Here is a 23,957-nt window from a genome sequence, read left to right as displayed (position 1 = left end):
AAACCATGATACAACCCGGACTTTAAAATTAACAGGAGAAAAATAATAATGGTACAAATAGTTTATTTTACAGATCCCGGTAAAGATGGAGATGATTTAATAGCCACCGTCCACCTCATAATGCAAGCAAAAAAAGCAGGCATTATCGATCCTTTAACTCCGATTAAGTTAGTTACCACCGATGAAATTCCCTGTGATGAATACGGGGTGCAGAAACCCGACGGTAAATATGGTCTGCGTGCGTTGTATTTAAAAATGCAAATTGAAAAATTGCAAAAACAATTAGATTTGCCCACTGAACATTTACCTGAAATTATTCCAGGCCCAGTCACCACTTATTACAGTTATGATGAGGAACTTAAAAAATATCATTATAAGTCCTCTGAAAGTGATGCTTTTTATCCAACAGCGGAAGTCATCGAGTACTATCAGCAATCCGAAGTAACCGTAGGCCCCGAATATCTTTTAAGTTCCTCGGAAAACGCATGGACAAAAAAAATTAAACACAAGAATGAAGAGACAGTTTTAGTAAATATTGCTTCATTTAACGGTATTGAGGACTTTTTAAGCCAGATACCACCCCAAGAGCAAAAAAAATTTAAAATATTCAATATGGGGTATAACAAACCCTACTCTGCAGAGGATTATCAAAATAACACGGCAAACACTAATAGCCTCCCATATAATGAACGCAGCACTGCGGTAAAAAGTGCAGCTCCCGTAGCGACCGCTTTAGCACACAACAATGTCTTCCATATTGTTTCAGGAACCACCCGCACCCTCCCTAAATACACTCAAATAACCTCCATGAAAGGTACCGCGGACGTTTTATCTCGATCTTTTCCTCTATTATCCGGACATTATGCTCCTGTGTTACTTACTTCCATAGTAGAGTTTATAAAAAATTCCAAACATAAAGGATTTTGGCCTCATGATGCCGTTGCTACGCTTATGGCATTAATTGAAATAAGCAACTGGAAACCGATTTTTGGGACCGATATTTTAAAAGAAATGTTGTTCACTGATAGTGTTAAAGTACCGGCACATGATCTACGTCTGCGGGTGTTAAATGGTACTGGCATTTTAATCGATTCTTCTGTCCCAGCAGACAAAGACGATATAGCTATTGAAAGTGATGAACACTTTATTTACGGTAAAGAAATAGATTCAGTATTCTTTACTTCTCTATTGCATGCCATCGCACTAAGCGCATTCAATCCCAACTCTGACTTATTAAATTACTATTTGAATATTATCAAACTAAAATCTGAAGTATTTTATTTAAGGCAAGAAGGCAAAACAGATTCTGTAAAAGAGAAAAGTATTAAATCGTTTTGGATAAAAGCAAACTTGTTAGAACTCCAACACCAATTGGAGCTACAAGTACAGGGTAATCCTAATGAAGCAGTCAAATTTATACTTGGTGCTGAAGCATTAGAAGCTGAAAATAAACAGGCATTAAGAAAAAATATTTTGAAATGGATTAGAGAAATTAGCGCATTTTTGCATTTTTTTGAGGAGTTTGATTTACCTGAATCAATAGCTGAGGAAATCAATAAAGCATTTCTACTGCCCACAACAGAAAAAAAATTAAATGCCTTAACCGGTATTTTCGTGAATCATTTACGGACTCATTTAATGCCGAGTGAAAGATCATGTGATTTGTTGAAGCAAGAGGAAAAATTGGCAGCTGAATTTAAACGAACAGGTAATAGTGTCCTCTATTATCATTTGGCTGCTGAAAATAAATTTGATACCGCTTTTTCCGATGGCATTTTGGGTATGTCGTCTGAATATAAAAAATTACTGCGTTTAGAGGAGCATTCCCCAACAAACAAAGCAGCATTTTATCTGCATTTAGCACTACATGATGCAGGAAAAGGGGACTTCATTAAGAATGCAGTACACAAGGATGCTCAAGGAGATTATATTATCCATCTTCCATCCGGGAACTATGTGAAGATTAGCGAAGCGAAAGAAATCTCTTCGGCTGATGCGCTGCAATTTGTACAAGCCAAAGAATATGTTGACCATGATCTTGCTTTAGAATTTTTCGGGTATGCAGGATCTAAAGAAAAAGATTGTTCTGCAACAGAATATTTATTATTTGGAGGACCTGCTCCAAAGCAGGAAAACAAACAAAAATACGTTTTTTGCGATGAGTTATTCAATTTATGCAACGAGATGAACATTGCTCAAATTGTTCAAGGTGAAATTCCCTTTTCAGGAATTAAAAAGGGTCTGGATTTGTTTTTTGCTGCATACAAGCAAAATCCAAAGCTTGCAGAACTTGTATTTGTCCATCATTGCTATGATATTTTTGGTGCAGCCGCCTTAGATTCGATGGTTAGCATTACGGGGAACTCACCTGAAATTCATTTAAAAATTAATTTACTTTACCAAGTATTGGTTGATGTGGCACAGCAGCAGCATCTTAATAGCCCGGCTGAGGAAGCTTATACTTTATATCGTAAAAAATTAGCAGCAGCAATTCCTGATATTCTGAACTCCAAGCCCTCATCACATGATTTGGCAGTAACCCGCATTGCACAAATGCTGCGTTGTCATTTATTCAGAACATCAAAAAATCCAGATAACAATCAAATAACAATCAATGAAGAGGGTCAGTATGAACCAAGGACTCGTTTATTCGTAGAGAGTATTGATGCTGCTTTTCATCAGTTACCCAGAAGGGATCGGCATAAATTAATCTCTTTTCTCGATAATACAGGCACTGAAGGTAATCCTGCAGTAATGGTCATGTATGGACCAAAATTATTTTTGTCGGCAACTACTGGTGGCGAATTCGCCAGTCCTGAACCTACGGACAAGAAAAAAATTACTGAATGCCTCATGCCGATGTTAAAACTGTATATGAATCTGTATGAGTTCCAATCATCGCGATCTACTAAATACAGTTCCATTGATGTCAATGATTTATCATTGATTGTTAGCAAAGTGTTTACCTGGTATAAAGACGCGGACAAACAACAAAAAGAACGTTTCGCACGCTTGCTTTTTATATTGCAAAAAAATGGCCAGGCTAACGCCTTTCTAAATCAGCTAGGTGATATCAAATCAAAGACAGCTTCAGAACAACTTACAAAACTGGAGGAGTGTTTAAAAAATATAGCACTTCCTCCAATTGTCCTTGAAAATCTACCCCGCTCAGAAAACTCTGCTTTTGCAACTAAACTACGAACAATCCCTATCCAAATCATTTATGCGGATCTGAAAAAAGCTCGTATAACCGAGAGTGCCAAGAATGATTACAAAAAGAGATTTCTTACTTATGTATTAGAGCATCTGGCTGAGGTTTCCGAGTGGCAAATAGAAGCCAAAAAAGCATGGGGATTCACTAATGACATTAAGATACATCGAGAGTCAATTTTTGCTCCTGATTCACCTAAAGAAGCTGCCAATAAGGCGCTATTAGAAGTAATTAGATACCTCATTATCGATACGCAATGGGATATTGGTTGGTTTGGTGGAGAAAAAGTATCCTCGTCAGAAGGTTCTCCAAACATCGTACCTAAAGGTATGTATGCAGTTCTTGTGGAGATTGAGAAGGCACAGAAAGGTCAGGTGACTTTTACAACTACTGTAGAGCAAGTCACCAGGATGGTTGAGGCTTCAGCTCTTAAGAGGGATCATGGATTTTTCAATAAACGAGGGGAAACAACCCAAATTTTCTATGATAAAGTACAGGAGTTACTAAAACAAAATGCAGAAGAAACTTTTGCTTCAATTCCCTATTAAGTAAGTAACAAAGAAACAGGAGAAACACAAATTGTGTTCCTCCTGTTTTTTATTGTCACTCTTAAGTTTTACGTACATTAACTATACGTCCTTTTAATTTTCCATTTCTTAAATATTCATACGCTTTATTTGCTTGGCTGTGGTGGATGGCAACATAGGAGTACATAGTGGTGATATTAATTTTACCAATAAAGTTGCTTGCTAATCCCGCATCTTTGGTTAAGGCCCCAAGGATGTCACCAGGTCGCGACGGACTGGGGAGACTGTGTAGCCGTATTAGACGAAGTCGTAATACGGGGAAAGGCTAAAAAGGGTTTAAACGTTACAATAAATTAAGGTGTCTGTGATTCTTGTTCGCCTTCTGCCGATTTATCATAAATTTTATTTTCTTTAGTAAATATTTGTAATTTGTGGCGCTCACGTACTGCTTCTGGTTCAGTATTACATACTTTTGTTTCACTTTTAAAAACAGTTTTGAATAAGCCATTCAATCTTAAACAATTGCTAAGTTTCGGTAATACAGCAATTTTTCTGAAAACGACGTAACTTTCCCGATCACTTGGGATCTGCTCATTATAGATTTCAATAAACCTGGGATCTTTTCTTATTTTTTTATGAAGGTTTGATCTATCGGAATCTCTTTGAATAATTGAACCTTGAAATTCTAGAGGATAGGACAAGGTACTTGGGTCAATATTATGTCTATTAGTAGGTATATCAATATTCATAGCCTTATATAAGTTTACTGTCTCCTCTCTCTCTACTGCCTCTAAAGGAAGTCTTTCCACTAACCTTGAAAGTGCTGCGTTAACTACATCACCCGTTAAAAAATAACATTTTCTAAGGTAGATCACATTGGCGAGATTCAAAGCAATTAAACCTCCATCTGCAACATACAATGATAATACCCACATACAATGGGCCAAAAAGTTGTGCCAATTATCATCATTAGCATATTGTTGTTCTTCGTATGATCCATCTGCTTTTTTATTATATAGCTCAAAATTTCGATAGGGAGGAGAAGTAATTGCTAAATTAAACGATCCAATTTTATCAGGGTCAATTACGACTTCCTCAATTTTTTTAGAAATATGCTCTGATTTAAATTGCTCTTTACCCGATAACGGTTTAAATAGTTGAGTCATTCGTTCATAAGGTTCAATCAAAGCTGGATTAGGATCAATACTTAAGTAGGAATCAATTGATGGATGTGCTAAAGCAGCTATTTTACGTGCCCCCCATCCTCCACAGAGATCAAGAAATTGAATTCGTTCTGCTTTAAATTGATAATGTTTTTTTAAAACTTCAATTACCTGCATTAAAACAGTTGGTGAATATTGAGAACTTACGAATTGCCGAGTCAGTACTTGGCTAATTTCTTTAATTCCAATGGATCCCGCTTTAGAAACAGGTACAGTAGTGATATCAACTTTAGCACAACGTTGGCGAAATACTTCGCGTAATTTATAGGTCACAGGGGAAGAATTGGTCTCCCACACGCTATAAGCGGACTCGGTCTTACCACCGTATGTCGCTTTATAACGTTCTATTCGGGTAAAAAACTCAACTGCAAGTTTACCTACTTTATCATATTTTGAGAATTCGACTGTATGATAAAGAGGATAAGAACTATCATCACTATATCCTCTACTCACATATTCTGCACTCTTTTTCATGAGTTGTTTGAAATCAAGAATCGCCTCTTCCTCACTAATAGGTACTTGAGGAAACGCCATCGGATTATCAGGGTCAGCATAAATCTCTTTAACACATCTAAGAGCTAATATCTGGGAGTATAAATTATGAATAATTTCAGTAACATTACTGGTCGATTTAGACCCCGATTTAGCTTTTGCTTTTCCTTTAGCGGAATTTATATCATTACCTTCTTGCACCTTAAAATAAGGCATTAAATCATGAGAAATTTCTTCTAACCCTTTTAGAAAAAAAGAGTAATTGATATTAAGCATCTCATCGCGTACAAATTGAGAATGGTCTGCTTCGAAGATAAAATAATAAGCATGTTTGGATATTATATCTTTCACCTTAGCTTTATTTATTTCCACATTCAGAACTAATTCCCAGGTGTTTCCAAGGATTTTTATTTTTGAATTATAATATTCAAGTGCAGGTATTTCCTTTATTAAACTAATAACTCTTTCATCTAAAAATGACTCCAATGAGAGACCAGGACGTCCATCCTGTTTTGGTCGCTTTCTAGCAGGAGTCAATGATCGACTACCAGGGGTGCTATTACCCTCTAGTTTGATATTAGCTGCGGACACATTGGTAGGCAGTTGTTTTTGTCGCATTCGAGCGCGACCCGTAGTTGTGGTATGGGCCGTACTGATTCCTTGTAATTGTGTATTGGTTAATGTCGGAATCGTGAACTCTTGTCTTTTACGCTTTCTGGTTGCTGAAGAATCTACTAAAGGGGGAAGAGCATCACTAACAAAGTACCCTTTTCTACTGTTTTGCGACTGGCAAGAGTCAGTGTGAAGTATCTCTCCCATTTGGAGGGGAGGAATTGGATTGAATTCATTATCTGGAGCGCTCTGAACAGTATCCTCATTTTCTCCAGGATAACTCTTTTCTCGCTCATCAAATTGCGCGGTATAATGATCATCTTCCTCCAATAGTTCTTCTACCGATTCAACATCACTATTAATTAACATCCCCAACGTATCTTCCTCTTCCTCCTGATTCGTATTGTAGGATGAACTATTAATTATAGAGCCTGTTGATGATGGAATATATGCTGTCGATCTTTTTTCCTCACCGAGCAATGGTTCAATTATTGGCAAATCAAAGGAAGGATGATAGGGAACCGGTTTTGGAACATATGGTTCTATTATTGGTAAATAGGGTGCGGGAGTTGGTAATGAATGAGTATGAGAAACTAATCTTACTAAGGCAGCATTTTGCTTTTTTAATAGATTTAGGAGGTGTTTTTTAAAACATAAACCTCTCCAATAATTTAGAATGATTAAGTTATGGGCTTCATCAAAGGCGTTCTCTTTAAATGGATATCTATAACATGAGTTGCTATCAGATAATGTTTCTAATTCATGCTTTTGCTCAAGACTCAATCGTTCTATTACGGATTTATTCCCAACAAGAAACTTGTCTAAAGCACTCACAGCCCCAGCGTAATAATCACCACTTATTTCTTTACATTGAAATTTAATTGTATAAGGATCATATGTTATTCCTGATTGCTTAACACGAGGCAGAAGGTAATAATCCATTGCATATCGTCCCTTCTCAAAAGCAAGTTTTCTCTCTTTTTTTTCGTTCATAATTTGATTGATTTTACCTTACTATTTTCAAACTTAATAAATAACAATTTTTATAGATATTAAGTTTTTTTTCACTTTATTTGTATTCATTTTATACATAATACTCGTTTTGGAGAACCAACCATTTTGGAAATAAAATATTTCCAAAATAGAAACACATACTTTAAGTTGTGTTCATATCTACCTCAATTAGAGCTAAGATCAAATTGAAGTTGCAGTTATAAGTGAATCAAATCCCACCAGTAACATTCATGTATAGATTGGAAGGAATGGCGTTGGAAAAACTAGAATTCTTTCCGGAATTGCTGACTGTATATCAGAAAACGAATCCCCAAGTGAGATTAGTTTAATCGGAGAATTGATCTTTGAGGAGAATATTTATCAATCTTCAAAGGACCAACTCGATCGTTTTGCGAATTTGGTTACCGTTGCATTTAGTGCTTTTGATAAATTTAAGCCTATAACAAATGAAAATATTCGAGTGCCTTGTCAATATATTGGTTTAAAAAATCGTTTAGGTGATTCATTTAGAACTCCTGATTCATTTGAATTAGATTTTAAAGAGTCCTTAGCTAAATGTTTAATAGCGAACGTAAGAACAAAATTCCGGCTTCTTTACCTAAACAACATTCTCTGCGTATGCTTCAATATTTTGTAAATAATCCCTGAGCTCCTGAAATGGAGCGAGGTTTTTTTGCTGCAAAATTAGCATCAGCGTTTTTTTCCATTGACTTGCGCCCGGTAAACCAAAAGCCAGATTGAATATAGGCTTTATCAGTAAGCTTAGTGAAGCACCCTTGCTGTATTCTTCGAGCAAATAATCCAAATAAAGCTCAAAAACTTGGCTGCGGGTCTGCTTTGGGGTGTCAGGAAAAAGATCTTGATGGATGGTTGCAATTTGAAAAGGATTATCGCATGCCAAACGGCCAAGCATTACCCCTTCAACAAATTGCAGATGATTTTTGATTTCTTCTATATTTAAAATATTTCCATTAATGACAACCGGAATTTCCGGAATTTCATCTTTTAAACGATAAACATAGTCATAATTCACAGGAGGAATTGTTCGATTTTGTTTGGGATTCAAACCATTTAGCCAAGCTTTACGTGCATGAACAATAATTTTTTGCGCCCCAGCTTCAAGCAAGTGATGCACAAAATCACTAAAAAATTCATAACTGTCCTGATGATCGATCCCTATTCTGGTTTTGGCGGTAACAGGAATCGTAACTGCTTGGCGCATCGCTTGAATACAGTCTGAAACTTGTTTGGGTTCCTTCATTAAACAGGCCCCAAAACGTCCAGCTTGTACTTTATCGCTAGGACATCCCAGATTGATATTGATTTCATCATACCCTGCCCGCTCTGCTTCTTGCGCGCATAGGGCTAAAGCATCAGGATCCGAACCACCTAATTGCAGTGCTATTGGATGTTCCATCTCAATATATTGCAAGGCCCGTAGAGGATTATTTTGTATTGCCCCTGTCGTTTGCATTTCTGAATACAACAGCGCATGAGGAGCTAATAACCGCATAAATACTCGAAAATGAGTGTAAGTCCAATCAATCATTGGAGCTATAGACAAGGATGAAAGAAGAATATTAGCCACTGTTGATATTTATTAAAAAAAGCGAATTATACTCGAACTAAAAATTTTGTACAAAAATATAACCGATATCGGCTTTGATTTTGTGACCCAAATTATCTGATACGCATTCTGTGTGGATTTTTTCTGTGTTTATCATCTTTCCATACGGTGAAAGGGGACTTTCATTTTTATTCCTGATTGACCACATTCATCGCTTGTATCAGTAACTGCAAGCGTGTTCGTCCTTGATAAAAATTAATATCCAATTTGTAAGCGGCATGGATCCATTTCACTCTGTGATTTGGCCAAGATTTTAAATCAATATTAAAAGCAATAGCATCCACTTGTTGTTCACCCTGAGTTGTGGCTAAGGTCATTTTTAAATGATTTTTCCCAACCAGGCGTTGATCCAGCACTTCGAAAACATTATCAAAAACAGGTTCAGCAAATTGCTGTCCCCATGGGCCTGCTTGTTGGATTAACTGGGCGATTTCTATGCTAAATTCCTCCGGGTGCAATGGACCATCAGTAAGCAGCTCCCCTTCGCATTGAGATACGTCAATATGCTTGTTTACTTCAGATACTAAAGCCTCGCTAAATGCTTTAAATGAATCCGGATGAATACTCAGACCAGCTGCCATAGCATGACCACCAAACTTGGTAATCAGACCGGGATTATCTTTATCTATCGCTGCCAATACATCCCGGATATTTAAATCTGAAACAGAGCGTGCAGACCCCTTCAATTCATGTTCGCTTACTTGTGCAAAAGCAATAACGGGACGATGGTACCGTTCTTTCATTCGGCCGGCCAAAATACCAATAACTCCCTGATGCCAGGTTTTATCAAACAGGCACAAAGCAATGGGTAAGTGGCCCTTGTTGTATTCCGTACTCAGGGTTAGTTTTTCCAAGGCAAGCATTGCTTGCTCTTTCATTTCAGTTTCGATCTGCTTTCTTTCTTCGTTTAATTCGTCAAGCTGTTGACAATAGTTTCTCGCTTGTTGTCGGTCTGAAGTAATTAAACATTCTATACCTAAAGACATATCGTCCAAACGCCCAGCTGCATTGAGCCTTGGAGCAATAGCAAAACCCAAATCAGATTCTCGTAGACGTGCATAATCACGCCCGGACACTTCTATCAAGGCCTTAATCCCTTCACGACAAAGTCCTTGACGTATTCTGGCAAGGCCTTGATTCACCATAATGCGGTTATTCTGGTCGAGCCCTACTACATCAGCTACTGTACCTAAGGCAACTAAATCCAGAAAACTTGCCATGTTGGGTTCTTTAATATTCATTTCATGGAACCAATGGGTATTCACCAAATGTCTGCGTAAAGCCAGCATGACATAAAAGATTACTCCAACTCCTGCAATAGATTTACTGGGAAAATTACACCCCTGCTGATTTGGATTCACAATAGCACAAGCATTAGGAAGAGTATCTGCAGGCAGGTGATGATCGGTAATTAATACATCAATACCTAATTGATTTGCCCTTTCAACACCCTCTACGCTGGCAATTCCATTATCCACAGTGATAATTAATGCAGGTTTCCATTTACTGGCTACTTCGACTATTTGCGGGGTTAAACCATAACCAAATTCAAATCGATTTGGGACGAGATAATCAACGAATTGCGCTCCCATAGTACGTAAAGCCGTGATAGCAAGGGCCGTTGACGTTGCACCATCTGCATCAAAATCTCCGATAATCAAAATCCTTTGCTGTTCACGTAACGCCTTCTCCAAACGAATACATGCCTCCTTTATCCCTTTAAAACTCTCAAAAGGTAATAAAGTTTGGAGTTGCTTATCCAACTGGCAAGGTTCTGTGATTCCTCGATTTGCAAATATTCGCCTAAGTACATCAGGTATGTTGGGCAAATCTGGAATCTCTGCTGGTATGGGGCGTTGTTTAATTAGCATGAATTATTTTTCTCCATAAGCGAACAAACCAGTTTTCAGAACCCACTGAATAGGCTGTATTGTTCCAATACCATTGAGCAGACATTTTTTTTAACTCTTCTTGATGGGGTTTGCTAAGAGTAGATAATTCTGAGAGTAATATAATCTGCTGTTCCTTAAGGGTTATTTCTGGCGTATATAAAGTAACTTGAGTGCTGAGCAGTTCTGCAAAAGGGAAAAAATGAGCATCAACACAAATATGCAGTGGCTGTTTTTCTTTCAGTTTTGAGTTCCCCCAAACCCATAAGCCATTGATAAAAGACTGATTGGGTTTGGAAGCAAAAAGCATTTGGCTTTCAGTAATGAATTTTTGCCAATGCATGGAATTATCGAGTTGGGCTAATTCAGGCATTAGAGACCGATGCAACAGGCGCTGGGGCGGTTTGGCATTTAAAGGATAGGGTTGATTGGTGTGTATCAACCAGTTTTCTGCGTCATGATAATGAAGCACCGCGCCCTCTTCTGCGAGATATTCGGAAAATAAATCGAACCATAATTTGGAATCATTCTCTGTAAGCTGTAAATCCTTGCCTAAAGCAACAATCATGGCATCATTATGTGTCGCTTCCCAATGAACTGGAGTCAATACAATCCATTCACCTTCCAGGTTATGGTATTGTCTTAATAAATCCGCAAAAGGAGGATTATCAGGAGCATATCCAAGACTTTGCAACAAATTGAGCAGCACCCTCCCTTCTGAATTCAGGGATTTGGCTTGCTCGGGAATCGCATCACACTCTGAATCAATCACTACATGCATAGTTATTAGGCCTTAATTAATCCATCTCTGCGAAACAATGCTTTCAAATTTCGTAATGCCTGCCGCATACGATCCTTATTTTCAATCAAACCAAAACGAACATGATCATCACCTTGTTGACCAAAGCCTATGCCTGGGGACACAGCTACTTGAGCTTCTTTTAGTAAATACTTACTGAATTCAAGAGATCCCATATGCTTATAATGAGGAGGAATAGGTGCCCAAAGAAACATAGTGGCTTTTGGAGGGGTAACCTCCCAGCCAATATCATTTAAACCGTCACAAAGAATGTTACGACGATTCTCATAGAGTTCCCTGATTTGTTCTACACAATCATCTGAACCCTCCAAAGCAGTGATTGCAGCAACTTGAATTGGTGTAAATGTACCATAATCCAAATAAGATTTAATTCGGGTAAGTGCAGCAACCAGCTCTTCATTTCCACAGGCAAAACCCACACGCCAGCCAGGCATATTGTACGATTTGGACATGGAGTAGGTTTCTATTGCCACATCGGTGGCCCCTGGTACTTGCAATATCGAAGGCGCTTTGTATCCGTCAAATACGATATCAGCATAAGCTAAATCATGAATCACCCAAATCTCGTGCTTTTTGGCCAACTCAACTACTCGTTCAAAAAAAGAGTAATCAACACAATGCGTGCTTGGATTTGCTGGGAAATTAATTACTAATGCCTTGGGTTTAGGCAAGCTTCGGTTAATCGTATCTTCAATGGAGTCTAAAAATTGAGTCTCATTGATGAGGGGGATTTGCTTTACATTAGCACCAGCAATAATAAATCCATAAGTATGAATAGGATAAGCCGGATCAGGGACTAATATGGTATCTCCGGGCCCGCTTATAGCTAGTGCAAGATGGGCCAATCCTTCTTTTGAACCAATCGTAGCTAATATTTGCGTTTCGCTATTTAACTGTACATCGTAGTTACGTTGGTACCAGGAAGCCATGGCTCGTCTTAATCTTGGTATTCCTTTGGACATGGAATATCGATGGGTATCGGGTCTTTGCACTGCTTCAATCAATTTATTAACAATATGAGGAGGCGTTGGTTGATCGGGATTTCCCATACCGAAATCAATAATATCTTCTCCACGCGCTCGCGCTTCTGTTTTTAATTGGGTTAATGTATTAAAAACATAAGGGGGCAGACGATTTATACGTGGAAATTGACTCATATTATTGACCTCTGTAGTATACTTGCACTATATATACCATTCATTTGCACATTCATAAACATAAACTATGAACATCAATCTAGAATCAGCAGAACAACATGCAGTACAAGCTTATAGTGATAACAAAATTCAGATTAATTCCATTGTTTACGAAAGCAGCTTAATTGTTTCTAAAACAGAAATCATTAGTGATCTCTCAATTAAAGACATCGAAGAAATTGATGCTCATTATGTGAACTTATTAACGCAATTTAAACCGGAAATCATCATCATTGGCCACGAACATACCGGAAAACTCATGCCCCTGTCAATTATGCATCAACTTTCGCAACAACGAATAGGTATTGAGTGCATGTCTATAGGCGCAGCATGCCGTACTTATAATGTTTTATTGAGCGAACATCGTGCTGTTGTGGCGGGTTTTATTCTTAAATAGAAAAGTAAAGTCTGAATAACGCTGCAAGATTACAGTCGGATCCGGCGGGAGCTTGGTTTAACGAAGCCAGCCCGAGAAAATATACTTTTCCGGCTACCTTCGCAAAACCAAGGTGATAAGAATTTACAACTGTCTTCTTGCCTCGAGAACATTAGGAATTTGTTCTAACTTCGTTAATAATCGAGATAAGCTGCCTAGACCGTCAACATCTACAGTTAATGTAATGTAAGCCATATTTTCTTGTTTGTTACTTTGGGTTTGCAGTGCATAAACATGGGCTTTTTCATTAGCAAGTAAGGAAGTGACATCTTTTAATAATTCAGAGCGATCAAATGCTTTGATTAAAATATCAACAACATAATTTTCTCGGGTTGCACTACCCCAGCTGACTTGTAAGAAACGTTGCTTTTGTCTTTCGCTTGCATGAATGATATTAGGGCAATCTTGTCGATGCACTGATACCCCTCGTCCTATAGTGATGTAACCAATTACTGCATCCCCAGGAACAGGTTGACAACAACGCGCCGTAAAAGTTAATAAATTACCCACACCTTCAATACGAAGATCACTCCCAGTAATTTCTGGTTTTGCCTGCGGCTTAACAAACCGTTCAAGGTTAAGATCTGACGTAACAGGTGGAGCAAGCTTACTGATAATTTGACCGATTTTAATATCGCCACGTCCCAGATTAGCATAAAGATCATCAAGCTTTTTAAAATGGAGGGCTGTTGCCACTTCATTCAGTTTATCCGATTTTATTCCTAAAGATTTTAATTCTTTATCGAGTAACTCACGGCCATCCTGAATATTTCGATCATAATCTTGCATTTTAAACCAATGCAACACTTTGGCCTTAGCTCGAGATGTTTTGAGGTAGTTCAAATGGGGATTAATCCAATCACGGGAAGGCTTACTTTCCTTTCCTGTTAAAACCTCTACCCTATCTCCTGTTTTCAGCTGATAAGTCAATGGTACAATATGCCCATTAATACGGGCACCACGACACCGGTGCCCTAAATCGCTGTGTACATGGTATGCAAAATCTAAGGGGGTGACGCCTTGAGGCAAATCAAGAACATCTCCATCCGGAGTAAACACATAAACCCTATCCTCAAGAAACTCTGTAGTTGTACCTTCGGAGACTCCTTTGTTACTTGCCATTTCCCGATGCCAAGCCAATACATCACGTAACCATTCGATTTTACGTTCATGGCTTTGTTTCTGTTTGAAACCACCCTCTTTATATTTCCAATGTGCAGCAACCCCCATTTCCGCCAAATCATGCATATGAAAGGTTCTTATTTGCACTTCAAAAACCCGGCCTTCTGGACCTTGGACTGCTGTATGCAAAGATTGATAGCCATTCGATTTGGGATTAATAATATAATCATCAAATTCAGCGGGAATTTGCTTCCAGAGGGTATGCACCATACCGAGCACCTCATAGCATTGAGGCTGGGTGTCTACAAGAACACGTACCGCAGTAGCATCATAAATTTCATCAAGGGATACATTCTTGCGAGTCATTTTTTTATAAATGCTATTTATATGTTTTGAACGTCCGTAAACGGCAAAATGATCGATTCCACTTGCTTTAATCTGTTCATTGAGCTGGGCAACAATTGCATTGACGAATTGATCTCGCTCCAAACGTTTGGCCTTCAAGCCTTTGGCAATTGCTTTATAATCCTCAGGATGTAAATGTCGGAAAGCCAGGTCTTCCATTTCCCATTTAATCGCCCCTATCCCCAAACGATTAGCCAAAGGGGCATAAATTTCCATGGTCTCAGTAGCTAATTGTTTGCGTAACTCTTCGGATAAATGTGTGGCGCTTCTTAAAACACATAAACGTTCAGCCAACTTAATCAATACAACCCGAACATCATCCACCATTGCCAATAGCATTTTACGAATGTTATCAATTTGTTGTTTATTTTGCGGGTATTTACCTAAACCCTGAAAACTGTGCATGGCGCTCATGCGCTCTATGCCTTTGACTAATTTGGCAATATTGGGGCCTAGTTGTTCAGCCACATCATCAATGGATAAATCGGCATAATGTACGTTTTCAAAGATAATTGCTGCTGCCAGCGTTTCGGGATCAACCTGAAGATCAGCAAGCAAATCAGCCATAATCAATCCCTGTTGCAAACAGGATTGGCCTGTTTCTGTAGCATGCTCTTGCCCAGCAAGTTGACTTAGAGTGCATGCGCTACGGATGAGTTCAAGATTTTCCAAATAACCTTTTGCGCCTAATTGATGGAGCCATAAATCGACATCAATGCTTCCATCTTCGCACAATGGAACACTATCTTTTACTCTAACCATGAGTTTATCCTTTTTCAAACAAAGCTATAGACTCCACATGGGCAGTGTGAGGGAACATATCCATTACTCCTGCTTTAATCAAGGTATAGCCTTTTTGATTAACTAATATATCTGTATCTCGTGCTAATGTTATGGGATTACAGGATACATAAACAATACGCTCTGGATTCAGTGCATCAATTTGTTTCACAATTTCAAGCGCACCTGATCGAGGAGGGTCAATTAATACTTTGTTGCACGGTTGCTGCACCAGTTTCTTTACTTCATTTACATCATCTAGGTTGGCAGCATAAAAATCTACATTTAGAATATGGTTCAATTGGGCATTCATATATGCTCGTTCAACCATCGTCTTACTGCCTTCAACACCAAGTACTTTGGCACAAAACTTTGCCATTGGAAGTGAAAAATTTCCCAACCCACAAAATAAGTCTAGCACTATATCTGTATTTTTTAAGTCCATCAGCTGGATTGCTTGTGCCACCATAGCCCGGTTTAATGATGCATTGACTTGAGTAAAATCTGTCGGATGAAATGAAAAGAGAATTTGATAATCGGGTAATTTGTAAGTGAGATACTCACTTGATTTAGGTGGGTAGAAACAATAAACGCTTTCGGGGCCAGCTGGTTGCAGGAAAATTTTATATTGATAGTCCTCAGCAAATTGCTGAATTTTCAACTCATCTTCAGGCTCCAAAGGCTGCAAATTCCGAAAAATAAGGGCAACTTCCTCATCCCCTGCTGCAACTTCAATTTGCGCAATACAATGTTTGTCATGCATTGAATTTATCAATTGTCTCAACGGGATAATATCCGCATCAAGCTTTGCATTTAAAACAGGGCATTGTGTAATCTCTGTAATAAATCTGGAATTACTACGCTCCCTAAAACCGACCATTGAGGTTTGTTTTTTTTCAACATAACGTACACTTAATCGGGCTTTGTTTCTGTAGTTCCAGTAACCAGAAACCAAAGGCGGTAACAGGGTTTGCGGTTGGGTATGGCCATATCGATTTAATAAATCCAGCAATTGTTGTTGCTTGAAATGTATTTGCTCCTCCTCGCTCATATGTTGCAAGGAACAACCACCACACATCGAATAATGTGGACATTTGGGATCTACGCGTAAAGATGAGGGCTCGATAACTTTAAGTAAGAGTCCTTCATCAAAGTCTTTTTTCACTCGTGTATAGTGAAACTCGACGAGTTCATTTGGCAACGCACCCTGAATAAAAGTGGCCTTACCTTCAATACGTGCAATACCTTTTCCATCGTGGCTTAAATTATCAATTTGAGCAGTTTGCGGGGAAGGATTAGGTCTGGATTTTGCTCTTCTCATGAAACATTCTCTACAAATAAATCGATTAATCAAATTTAAATAACCAGGCAATCTGGGGAATGATTGCATTTTTTCAATACTTTAGAGTACCACATACAATTTATATTTGTCATGGTAATTTGTTATGCCAAAGCCCACGATGTACAAGTAATCTACAATTTTAATAAATGGCGAGTGGGGTTTGTTTTATTAGATCAATAATTATTTCGTCTCAAATAGGCACTCCCATGCAATTCTCATTGGATTATTTTAGAACAATATAAAAAGGAGCTTATTTATCAAGTAATTCATACTCCTATTCACAATGTTATCCACAGTTTTTGTGGATAACATTAGTTGTTCCAAAGGTTTTAAAAAACGGAATAAGCCTCGATGCACAAGACGTTTACTATAATTTGATTATAAGAAGTATAGAATAAATAATAAGTGTTAAGAAAAGTTATCCACAGGATGGAGTTTTGTGATTTTAAATGTAGGGTCGTATATGATAACAAAAAAAAATATAAAATAAAGAGTTCAGAGCATTTTTTTAATTTATTAAATTAATTCGAATTACTTAAAATTTCTTTTTAAAACAATTGCATCTTCAATATTATTTTTTTCTATATAGTAACCGGGTTTGATTTCTACTTGTTCAAATCCAATGCTTTGATAAAGATGTAATGCGGCTTTATTACTGGGTCTCACTTCAAGAATGACATAATCAGTATGTTTTGATTCTGCCAGTGAATGCAGGACTGTCTGTAAAAATTTTCGTCCGTAGCCCTTGGATTGAAAAGATTTTGCAATACAAAAATTTAAAATATGACAGACGGAATTGCTGTGTCTGGAAATTATATACCCTCCGATCAGTACGTTACTCTCTTCCCTGGTTTCGAATACCCGGCAATCATAACCTACCCGCACACAGTCTCTTAAAATATCCCTATCCCAGGGAGCTATATGAACATTTTTTTCAATTGCATAAACTTCATCAATATCTAATTCAGTCATGGGCCGAACATTAAATGCCATCCCTGTTGCTCCTAACCAATAATCCCGTCCCGGCCCAGCGAAGCATCCTCCGGAAATAACTACTATATTTTCGGACTTCGCTTCGCCTACCAGGTTAAATGTTATTCAGTTGATTTTTTCCTTTTTGGCAAATAGAGATCCGTTATCGTTCCATCAAATGCTTCAGCAGCTTGTGCAACCGTTTCAGAAAGCGTCGGATGAGGATGAATCGTCAAGGTAATATCTTCAACATCGCAACACATTTCAATAGCCAATGATGCTTCTGCGATTAAATCTCCTGCATTTATCCCCACAATACCTGCGCCCAATATTCTCTTTGAGTCTGGACAGAATAAGAGCTTGGTCATCCCTTCCTCACGTCCCATGCTTAACGCACGACCACTGGCATTCCAGTGGAATGTAGCTTTTTCATAACGAATATTTTTTTCTTTCGCTTCTTTTTCAGTTAAGCCTGTCCAGGCAATCTCGGGGTCTGTATAGGCAACACTGGCAATACATTTAGGATCAAAATAGTGTTTTTTACCAGCAATAACTTCTGCCGCAACTTTACCTTCGGGAATTGCTTTATGAGCAAGCATGGGTTGTCCAACGACATCCCCTATAGCAAAGATATGGGGTACGTTCGTTCTTTGTTGATTATCAACTTTAATAAATCCTCGCTCATCGACTTTAACCCCAGCTTTCTCTGCATTAATTGCACCGCCATTGGGTTTTCTTCCCACCGAAACAAGGACCTGTTGAAAGCATAGAGGTTTATCTGTTCCATGCTCACCTTCCATAGAAACATATATTCCATCCTTTTTCGCTTCTACTGCGGTCACCTTTGTTTTCAGAAGGAATTTGACCCCTTTTTTCTGCATGCGTTTTTGTAACACATGAACCAGATCAGAGTCGGCGCCTGGAATAAGTTGATCCATAAACTCAACTACCGTTACTTCAACACCCAAAGATGAATAAACTGTAGCCATCTCCAAACCAATAATACCGCCACCCAAAACCAACAGATTTCCTTTAATGTCAGCTAGTTCTAATGCACCAGTTGAACTAAAAATGCGTTTGTCTTCAGGAATAAAAGGTAAGTTAATGGATTCAGAGCCCACCGCAATAATTGCATTTTCGAATTCAACTTCAACTGGACCCTCTTTCGTTTCGACGGTTATCTGATGCGTACCTGAAAACTTCCCAACCCCGGTAATTACTTCAACTTTACGTTGTCTGGCTAAAGTTTTTAAACCCCCAGTCAATTTAGAAACGACAGAGTTTTTCCATGCAACAATTTTCTTATTATCCAGTTTGGGACTACCAAAGCTGACACCTTGCTCAGATACTTCATGAGCTTCATCAACAACTTTTGCAATGTGTAATAATGCCTTGGAGGGAATGCAGCCTACATTTAAACAAACGCCGCCTAATGAATCATAACGCTCCACCAAAACTACTTTTTTATCCAAATCCGCTGCTCTGAATGCTGCTGTGTATCCACCAGGGCCACTACCTAATACAACGACATCTGTCTTTATTTTATTAGCCATTACAAGCCTCTTTAATTAAATATTATTGAAATACTAAAGTAAAATTCGTCTTATATCACTTAAGCAATCACAAATAAAACGAGTAAAACGGGCCGCCTCAGCACCATCAATAACCCGATGATCGTATGATAGAGACAAAGGAAGCATCAAACGGGGTTGAAACGCCCCATTCTCATATACAGGTTTTATTTCGGAACGAGATAATCCTAAAATAGCCACCTCAGGACTATTCACTATGGGGGTGAATGATGTACCACCAATTCCTCCCAGACTGGAAATAGTGAAACAGCCTCCTGACATATCGGTTGGCATCAGCCCCTTATCACGTGCTTTGGTACTTAAACGCGTCATTTCAGTTGCAATTTCAGCAACACTTAATTTGTCCACATTTTTAATTACCGGAACTACCAAACCATTTGGAGTTTCTACCGCAATACCTATGTTATAGTATTTTTTATAAACAAGATTTGCGCCTGCGGCATCCAAAGATGCATTAAATTGAGGAAACTCTTTTAAAGCTTTGCTGACTACTGCACAAACAAATGCAAGCAATGTAAGCTTATAACCTTTGGCTTTTGCATGCTCTGCTTCAGATTTTCTAAAAGCTTCTATCTCGGTAATATCTGCTGAATCAAATTGCGTTACATGAGGAATTGTAATCCAGGCCCGATGTACATTAGCCCCGGTGAGCCTTTTAATTTTGTTGAGTGGCTTGGTTTCCACTTCCCCAAACTGGGTAAAATCAATTACCGGAGCAGGCGGTATGCCAAAAGATCCTGTACTAGGCTCTTTATTTAATCGTTCTTTTACATAGGCTTGTACATCTTCTTTAGTGATACGATCTTTACGTCCTGTACCGCGAACATCAGCCAAGTTGACACCGAACTCTCGCGCTATCCGTCTCACAGCAGGTCCAGCAGCAATTACTTTTGCTGATTCCACTGTTCCGGCAGGAACAAACTGTGATGGCGCCTCTTCGTTTTCTCGGTTAGTATGTTCTTCAACTGATTTTGTGCGGACAGGTTCACTTTTTTGCTCGGGTTTACTTACGATTGTATCAGTTTGTCCCGCTCCAGACCCGCTTTCTACAACAGCAACCAGAATTAAATCCCCTTCTGATACTTTATCCCCTACTTTGACACTTACTTGTGTTACCTTTCCTGCCACTGGCGAAGGTATTTCCATACTTGCTTTTTCTGATTCCAAAGTAATCAGCGGAGCGTCTACTTCGATTTGATCTCCAGGTTTAACCATAACCTCAATAACGTCAACCTTAGCTGCGCCACCAATATCGGGTATCTTGACCTCTTCTACCCGCTCTGATTTTTTCTCCGGTGACACTTGATTAGTATCTGTTTGTATTGATTTATTTTTAGTAGATTCTTGCTCGTCTTTCTTGAGATCTTGAGGTGCGTTTTCTTTTGTATTTTCTAAATTCTTTTCAACTGTGGCCACAAGAATTAAATCTCCTTCAGAGACTTTATCCCCTACCTTTAAATTCAGTTTTGTGACTTTCCCTGCAACTGGAGAAGGAATCTCCATGCTGGCTTTATCTGATTCCAAAGTAATAAGCGGAGTATCAATTTCAATTTGATCCCCAACCTGAACCATTATTTCAATCACATCAACTTGAGTAGCTCCACCAATATCAGGAATTTTAACTTCTATTTCGTTTGACATATCTTTCCTCAAAGGTTGCCAATATATTCAAGCAATGCTCCCCAGGAAGCAGGCTGAATGAATCAATCCACTTCCTGGGTAATCTTGGCTTGAATTACCAAGGCTACTGTATATTCAATTCTAATGATTAACCGGATTCACTTTATCAGGATTAATGTTATAGCGCTTTATTGCATCCACCACTTTAGATTTATCAAGGCTTCCTTCAGCAACTAAAGCATTTAATGCAGCCAGAACAATAAATTTTGCATCTACTTCGAAGAAATGACGTAAGCGTTCGCGGGTATCACTTCTTCCATAACCATCAGTACCTAATGTTACAAAATGATTGGGTACAAAAGGCCGAATTTGTTCCGCATAAATTCTCATATAATCCGTTGCAGCAATTACAGGTCCAGTGCTACCCTCCAATTGGGTCGCAACATAACTTTTCAATTGTTTTTCCTGAGGATGCAGGGTGTTATAGCGCTCTGCAGCCAAACCATCCCTTCTTAATTCATTAAAACTGGTTACGCTCCAAATATCTGAAGTCACTGAGTAATCTTCTTTTAACATCTTCGCGGCTTCAATCACTTCACGCAATATGGTTCCACTTCCCATTAATTGTACATGGTGTTTGGATTTTTTCTTGTTTTCCTGTAATAAATACATCCCTTTGATAATACCCTCTTCAACTCCTTCTGGCATATCAGGATGCATGTAGTTTTCATTCATTACAGTAATATAGTAGAAAATATTTTCCTGTTTTTCATACATTCTGTGTAACCCGTTTTGAATGATGACTGCAAGCTCATAAGCAAAAGTCGGATCATAAGAAACACAATTCGGAATTGTTGATGCATACAAATGACTATGGCCGTCTTGGTGCTGCAATCCTTCACCAGCAAGCGTGGTACGTCCGGCCGTGCCCCCTAGTAAAAATCCTCTAGCTTGCATGTCACCAGCAGCCCATGCCAGATCACCAACACGTTGGAATCCAAACATAGAGTAGTAAATATAAAAAGGAATCATTGCCAGTTTATTGGAACTGTAAGAGGTAGCGGCAGCAATCCAGGAGCAAAAAGCACCTGCCTCATTAATTCCTTCTTCAAGAATTTGTCCGTCTTTAGCCTCACGATAAAACATCACTTGTTCATGATCTACCGGAGTATAAAGTTGGCCAACCGGAGAATAGATACCGATTTGTCTAAATAGACCTTCCATACCAAATGTTCTACATTCATCAGGAACAATTGGAACAATCCGTGAACTGATTTCTTTGTTTTTAAGCAATACTGAAAGAATCCGTACGAACGCCATTGTGGTTGAGATTTCTCGGTCTCCCAATCCCTTTGTAACTGAAGAAAAATCAGCTAAGGGAGGAATTTTAAGAGGTTCTACTTCAGTAGAGCGTGATGGCAAATAGCCACCTAACATTTCTCTTTGTTTTTTTATGTACTTAATCTCAGGGCTATCATCCGCAGGTTTATAGAAAGGGATGTCAGCAATGTGTTCATCACTAATTGGAATACTGAATCTGTCTCTGAAAGCCTTCAATTGATCAATAGTCATTTTCTTTTGCTGATGGGTAATATTTTGTCCTTCACCAGCTGCTCCCATCCCATAGCCTTTAATTGTTTTTGCTAAAATAATGGTTGGAGAACCTTTATGCTCTACCGCTTTCGCATAGGCGGCATAAACCTTTTGAGGATCGTGCCCCCCGCGGTTCAATCGCCAGATTTCTTCATCAGTATAATTTTCAACCATTTTCTTCAATTCCGGGTATTGATTGAAGAAATGTTGTCTTACATAGGCACCATTGTTTGCTTTGTAGGCTTGATAATCTCCATCAACGCATTCTTCCATCCGCTTCTGCAACCAGCCCTCTTTATCACGGGCAAATAAGGGATCCCAACGTCCGCCCCAAATCACTTTAATTACGTTCCAGCCAGCACCCCGGAATAATCCTTCAAGCTCTTGAATAATTTTTCCATTACCGCGTACAGGACCATCAAGTCGTTGTAAATTACAGTTTACGACGAATATCAGATTATCCAGTTTTTCTCGAGCGGCAATACTTAGAGCTCCCACTGATTCAGGTTCATCCATTTCACCATCACCAAGGAAAGCCCATACTTTACGGTCATCATTTTTGATTAGACCTCTGTTTTCTAAATATTTTAAAAAACGTGCCTGATAAATTGCCTGTAATGGCCCCAGTCCCATAGATACAGTGGGAAACTGCCAAAACTCACTCATAAGCCAAGGGTGCGGATATGAGGACAAACCATCGACCTCGACTTCCTGTCGGAATTTATTTAATTGCTCTTCTGTCAAACGTCCTTCAAGGAAAGCACGGGCATATATTCCAGGGGAAGAATGTCCTTGGATGTAGATTAAATCCCCGCAATGCTCGCCGTTTGCCCCTTTAAAAAAATGATTAAAGCCCGTTTCATACAAAGTAGATGAAGAAGCATAAGAGGCAATATGGCCTCCAAGTTCAGCGGCATACTTCCCTGCTCGTAATACCATCGCTACGGCATTCCAGCGGATTAATGCACTGATGCGCTTCCCAAGCCCTTCATCTGGTGGAATTTGCTTTTCTTCATGCACCTTGATCGTATTTCTATAAGGTGTATTAATTGAAGTTGTAAGACTGAGTCCCTCTGTATTCGCTTTATTAAGAAGTTGTTTCAAAAGAAAAGCGCCTCTTTCCGGACCATCATTGATTAATACAGCTTGCAGGGCGTCCAGCCATTCACGCGTTTCTGTAGGATCCAAATCTAAGTTAGTTTCATTTGCCATGAAAGTGTTCCCCGAAATCTATTAAACACAATAAGGTACAGCTTGTAATTTTTTAGGAATTACACCCGTGCAACCTTTCTTACAAATTGCTAAATCTGATAAGCAATCGCATGTAACTTTGCGGCATTGTAGTGGATCGCGGTAAGAATTCAACTCACGCATCACTTTTTTGCCTTCAACTTTTCGTTCATGCACGTATTTAGCAAAATTTTTTTCTGCCGTTCTTTGCGCTTTATAGGAACAAGTTGGGCAGTTATCAACACAATTCTTTT

Annotated in this window: 13 protein-coding genes and 1 pseudogene; 2 read left to right on the top strand and 12 right to left on the bottom strand. The window is 38.7% G+C overall.

Annotation, left to right across the window (positions count from 1 at the left end):
• Positions 1-48: 48 nt before the first annotated feature.
• Positions 49-3,759, top strand: a complete 3,711-nt coding sequence (locus KYQ_RS04295) for a hypothetical protein (protein ID WP_019349675.1) — start codon at positions 49-51, stop codon at positions 3,757-3,759.
• A 61-nt stretch (positions 3,760-3,820) separates the two neighbouring features.
• Here KYQ_RS04295 and KYQ_RS18830 read toward each other — a convergent pair.
• The 6 genes and pseudogenes from KYQ_RS18830 to alaC form a co-directional block, all read right to left on the bottom strand.
• Positions 3,821-4,006: pseudogene (locus KYQ_RS18830) on the bottom strand (DbpA RNA binding domain-containing protein); the annotation flags it as partial.
• An 85-nt stretch (positions 4,007-4,091) separates the two neighbouring features.
• On the bottom strand, positions 4,092-7,058 hold the full coding sequence (locus KYQ_RS04290) for a hypothetical protein (protein WP_019349674.1): 2,967 nt from the start codon (positions 7,056-7,058) through the stop codon (positions 4,092-4,094).
• 619 nt (positions 7,059-7,677) lie between these two features.
• Complete coding sequence (gene dusA / locus KYQ_RS04285; protein WP_029488984.1) at positions 7,678-8,667, bottom strand: tRNA dihydrouridine(20/20a) synthase DusA; 990 nt, start codon at positions 8,665-8,667, stop codon at positions 7,678-7,680.
• A 167-nt stretch (positions 8,668-8,834) separates the two neighbouring features.
• Positions 8,835-10,577, bottom strand: coding sequence for a single-stranded-DNA-specific exonuclease RecJ (gene recJ, locus KYQ_RS04275; RefSeq protein ID WP_010653803.1), 1,743 nt, complete (start codon positions 10,575-10,577; stop codon positions 8,835-8,837).
• On the bottom strand, positions 10,567-11,376 hold the full coding sequence (locus KYQ_RS04270) for a hypothetical protein (RefSeq protein WP_010653804.1): 810 nt from the start codon (positions 11,374-11,376) through the stop codon (positions 10,567-10,569). Before KYQ_RS04270 ends, recJ begins: the two co-directional genes overlap by 11 nt.
• Positions 11,377-11,381: 5 nt before the next feature.
• Positions 11,382-12,572 (bottom strand): alanine transaminase, encoded by a 1,191-nt coding sequence (gene alaC, locus KYQ_RS04265; RefSeq protein ID WP_010653805.1) that lies wholly within the window; start codon positions 12,570-12,572, stop codon positions 11,382-11,384.
• 67 nt (positions 12,573-12,639) lie between these two features.
• Between alaC and KYQ_RS04260 the strand changes: the two genes are divergently transcribed.
• A complete protein-coding gene (locus KYQ_RS04260) occupies positions 12,640-13,008 on the top strand; it encodes an Mth938-like domain-containing protein (RefSeq protein ID WP_010653806.1) in 369 nt (122 codons plus the stop codon).
• 123 nt (positions 13,009-13,131) lie between these two features.
• Here KYQ_RS04260 and relA read toward each other — a convergent pair whose 3' ends face one another.
• From relA to aceE, 6 genes are all read right to left on the bottom strand, one after another.
• Entirely contained in the window at positions 13,132-15,336 is a 2,205-nt protein-coding gene (gene relA / locus KYQ_RS04255) for a GTP diphosphokinase (protein WP_010653807.1), read from the bottom strand.
• 4 nt (positions 15,337-15,340) lie between these two features.
• The gene (rlmD, locus tag KYQ_RS04250; RefSeq protein ID WP_010653808.1) at positions 15,341-16,675 is read right to left on the bottom strand and encodes a 23S rRNA (uracil(1939)-C(5))-methyltransferase RlmD; all 1,335 of its coding nucleotides are present in this window, start codon (positions 16,673-16,675) and stop codon (positions 15,341-15,343) included.
• A 552-nt stretch (positions 16,676-17,227) separates the two neighbouring features.
• A complete protein-coding gene (gene rimI / locus KYQ_RS04245; protein WP_010653809.1) occupies positions 17,228-17,689 on the bottom strand; it encodes a ribosomal protein S18-alanine N-acetyltransferase in 462 nt (153 codons plus the stop codon).
• Positions 17,690-17,790: 101 nt separating this feature from the next.
• A complete protein-coding gene (lpdA, locus tag KYQ_RS04240) occupies positions 17,791-19,221 on the bottom strand; it encodes a dihydrolipoyl dehydrogenase (RefSeq protein ID WP_019349672.1) in 1,431 nt (476 codons plus the stop codon).
• Between the two features lie 33 nt (positions 19,222-19,254).
• The gene (gene aceF / locus KYQ_RS04235; protein WP_010653811.1) at positions 19,255-20,901 is read right to left on the bottom strand and encodes a dihydrolipoyllysine-residue acetyltransferase; all 1,647 of its coding nucleotides are present in this window, start codon (positions 20,899-20,901) and stop codon (positions 19,255-19,257) included.
• 120 nt (positions 20,902-21,021) lie between these two features.
• Positions 21,022-23,685, bottom strand: a complete 2,664-nt coding sequence (aceE, locus tag KYQ_RS04230) for a pyruvate dehydrogenase (acetyl-transferring), homodimeric type (RefSeq protein WP_010653812.1) — start codon at positions 23,683-23,685, stop codon at positions 21,022-21,024.
• Positions 23,686-23,957 lie beyond the last annotated feature (272 nt).

This window comes from Fluoribacter dumoffii NY 23 (assembly GCF_000236165.1).
Classification (GTDB): Bacteria; Pseudomonadota; Gammaproteobacteria; order Legionellales; family Legionellaceae; genus Legionella; species Legionella dumoffii.
Note: the sequence above shows the minus strand (reverse complement) of the source record. Positions and strands in the feature narration are given on the sequence as shown.

Bases quoted from the DNA above. Each gene is read 5' to 3' on its own strand.
- KYQ_RS04295 (WP_019349675.1), top strand. From the start codon at position 49: ATGGTACAAATAGTTTATTTTACAGATCCCGGTAAAGATGGAGATGAT.
- KYQ_RS04290 (WP_019349674.1), bottom strand. From the start codon at position 7,058: ATGAACGAAAAAAAAGAGAGAAAACTTGCTTTTGAGAAGGGACGATAT.
- recJ (WP_010653803.1), bottom strand. From the start codon at position 10,577: ATGCTAATTAAACAACGCCCCATACCAGCAGAGATTCCAGATTTGCCC.
- KYQ_RS04270 (WP_010653804.1), bottom strand. From the start codon at position 11,376: ATGCATGTAGTGATTGATTCAGAGTGTGATGCGATTCCCGAGCAAGCC.
- alaC (WP_010653805.1), bottom strand. From the start codon at position 12,572: ATGAGTCAATTTCCACGTATAAATCGTCTGCCCCCTTATGTTTTTAAT.
- KYQ_RS04260 (WP_010653806.1), top strand. From the start codon at position 12,640: ATGAACATCAATCTAGAATCAGCAGAACAACATGCAGTACAAGCTTAT.
- relA (WP_010653807.1), bottom strand. From the start codon at position 15,336: ATGGTTAGAGTAAAAGATAGTGTTCCATTGTGCGAAGATGGAAGCATT.
- rlmD (WP_010653808.1), bottom strand. From the start codon at position 16,675: ATGAGAAGAGCAAAATCCAGACCTAATCCTTCCCCGCAAACTGCTCAA.
- rimI (WP_010653809.1), bottom strand. From the start codon at position 17,689: ATGGCATTTAATGTTCGGCCCATGACTGAATTAGATATTGATGAAGTT.
- lpdA (WP_019349672.1), bottom strand. From the start codon at position 19,221: ATGGCTAATAAAATAAAGACAGATGTCGTTGTATTAGGTAGTGGCCCT.
- aceF (WP_010653811.1), bottom strand. From the start codon at position 20,901: ATGTCAAACGAAATAGAAGTTAAAATTCCTGATATTGGTGGAGCTACT.
- aceE (WP_010653812.1), bottom strand. From the start codon at position 23,685: ATGGCAAATGAAACTAACTTAGATTTGGATCCTACAGAAACGCGTGAA.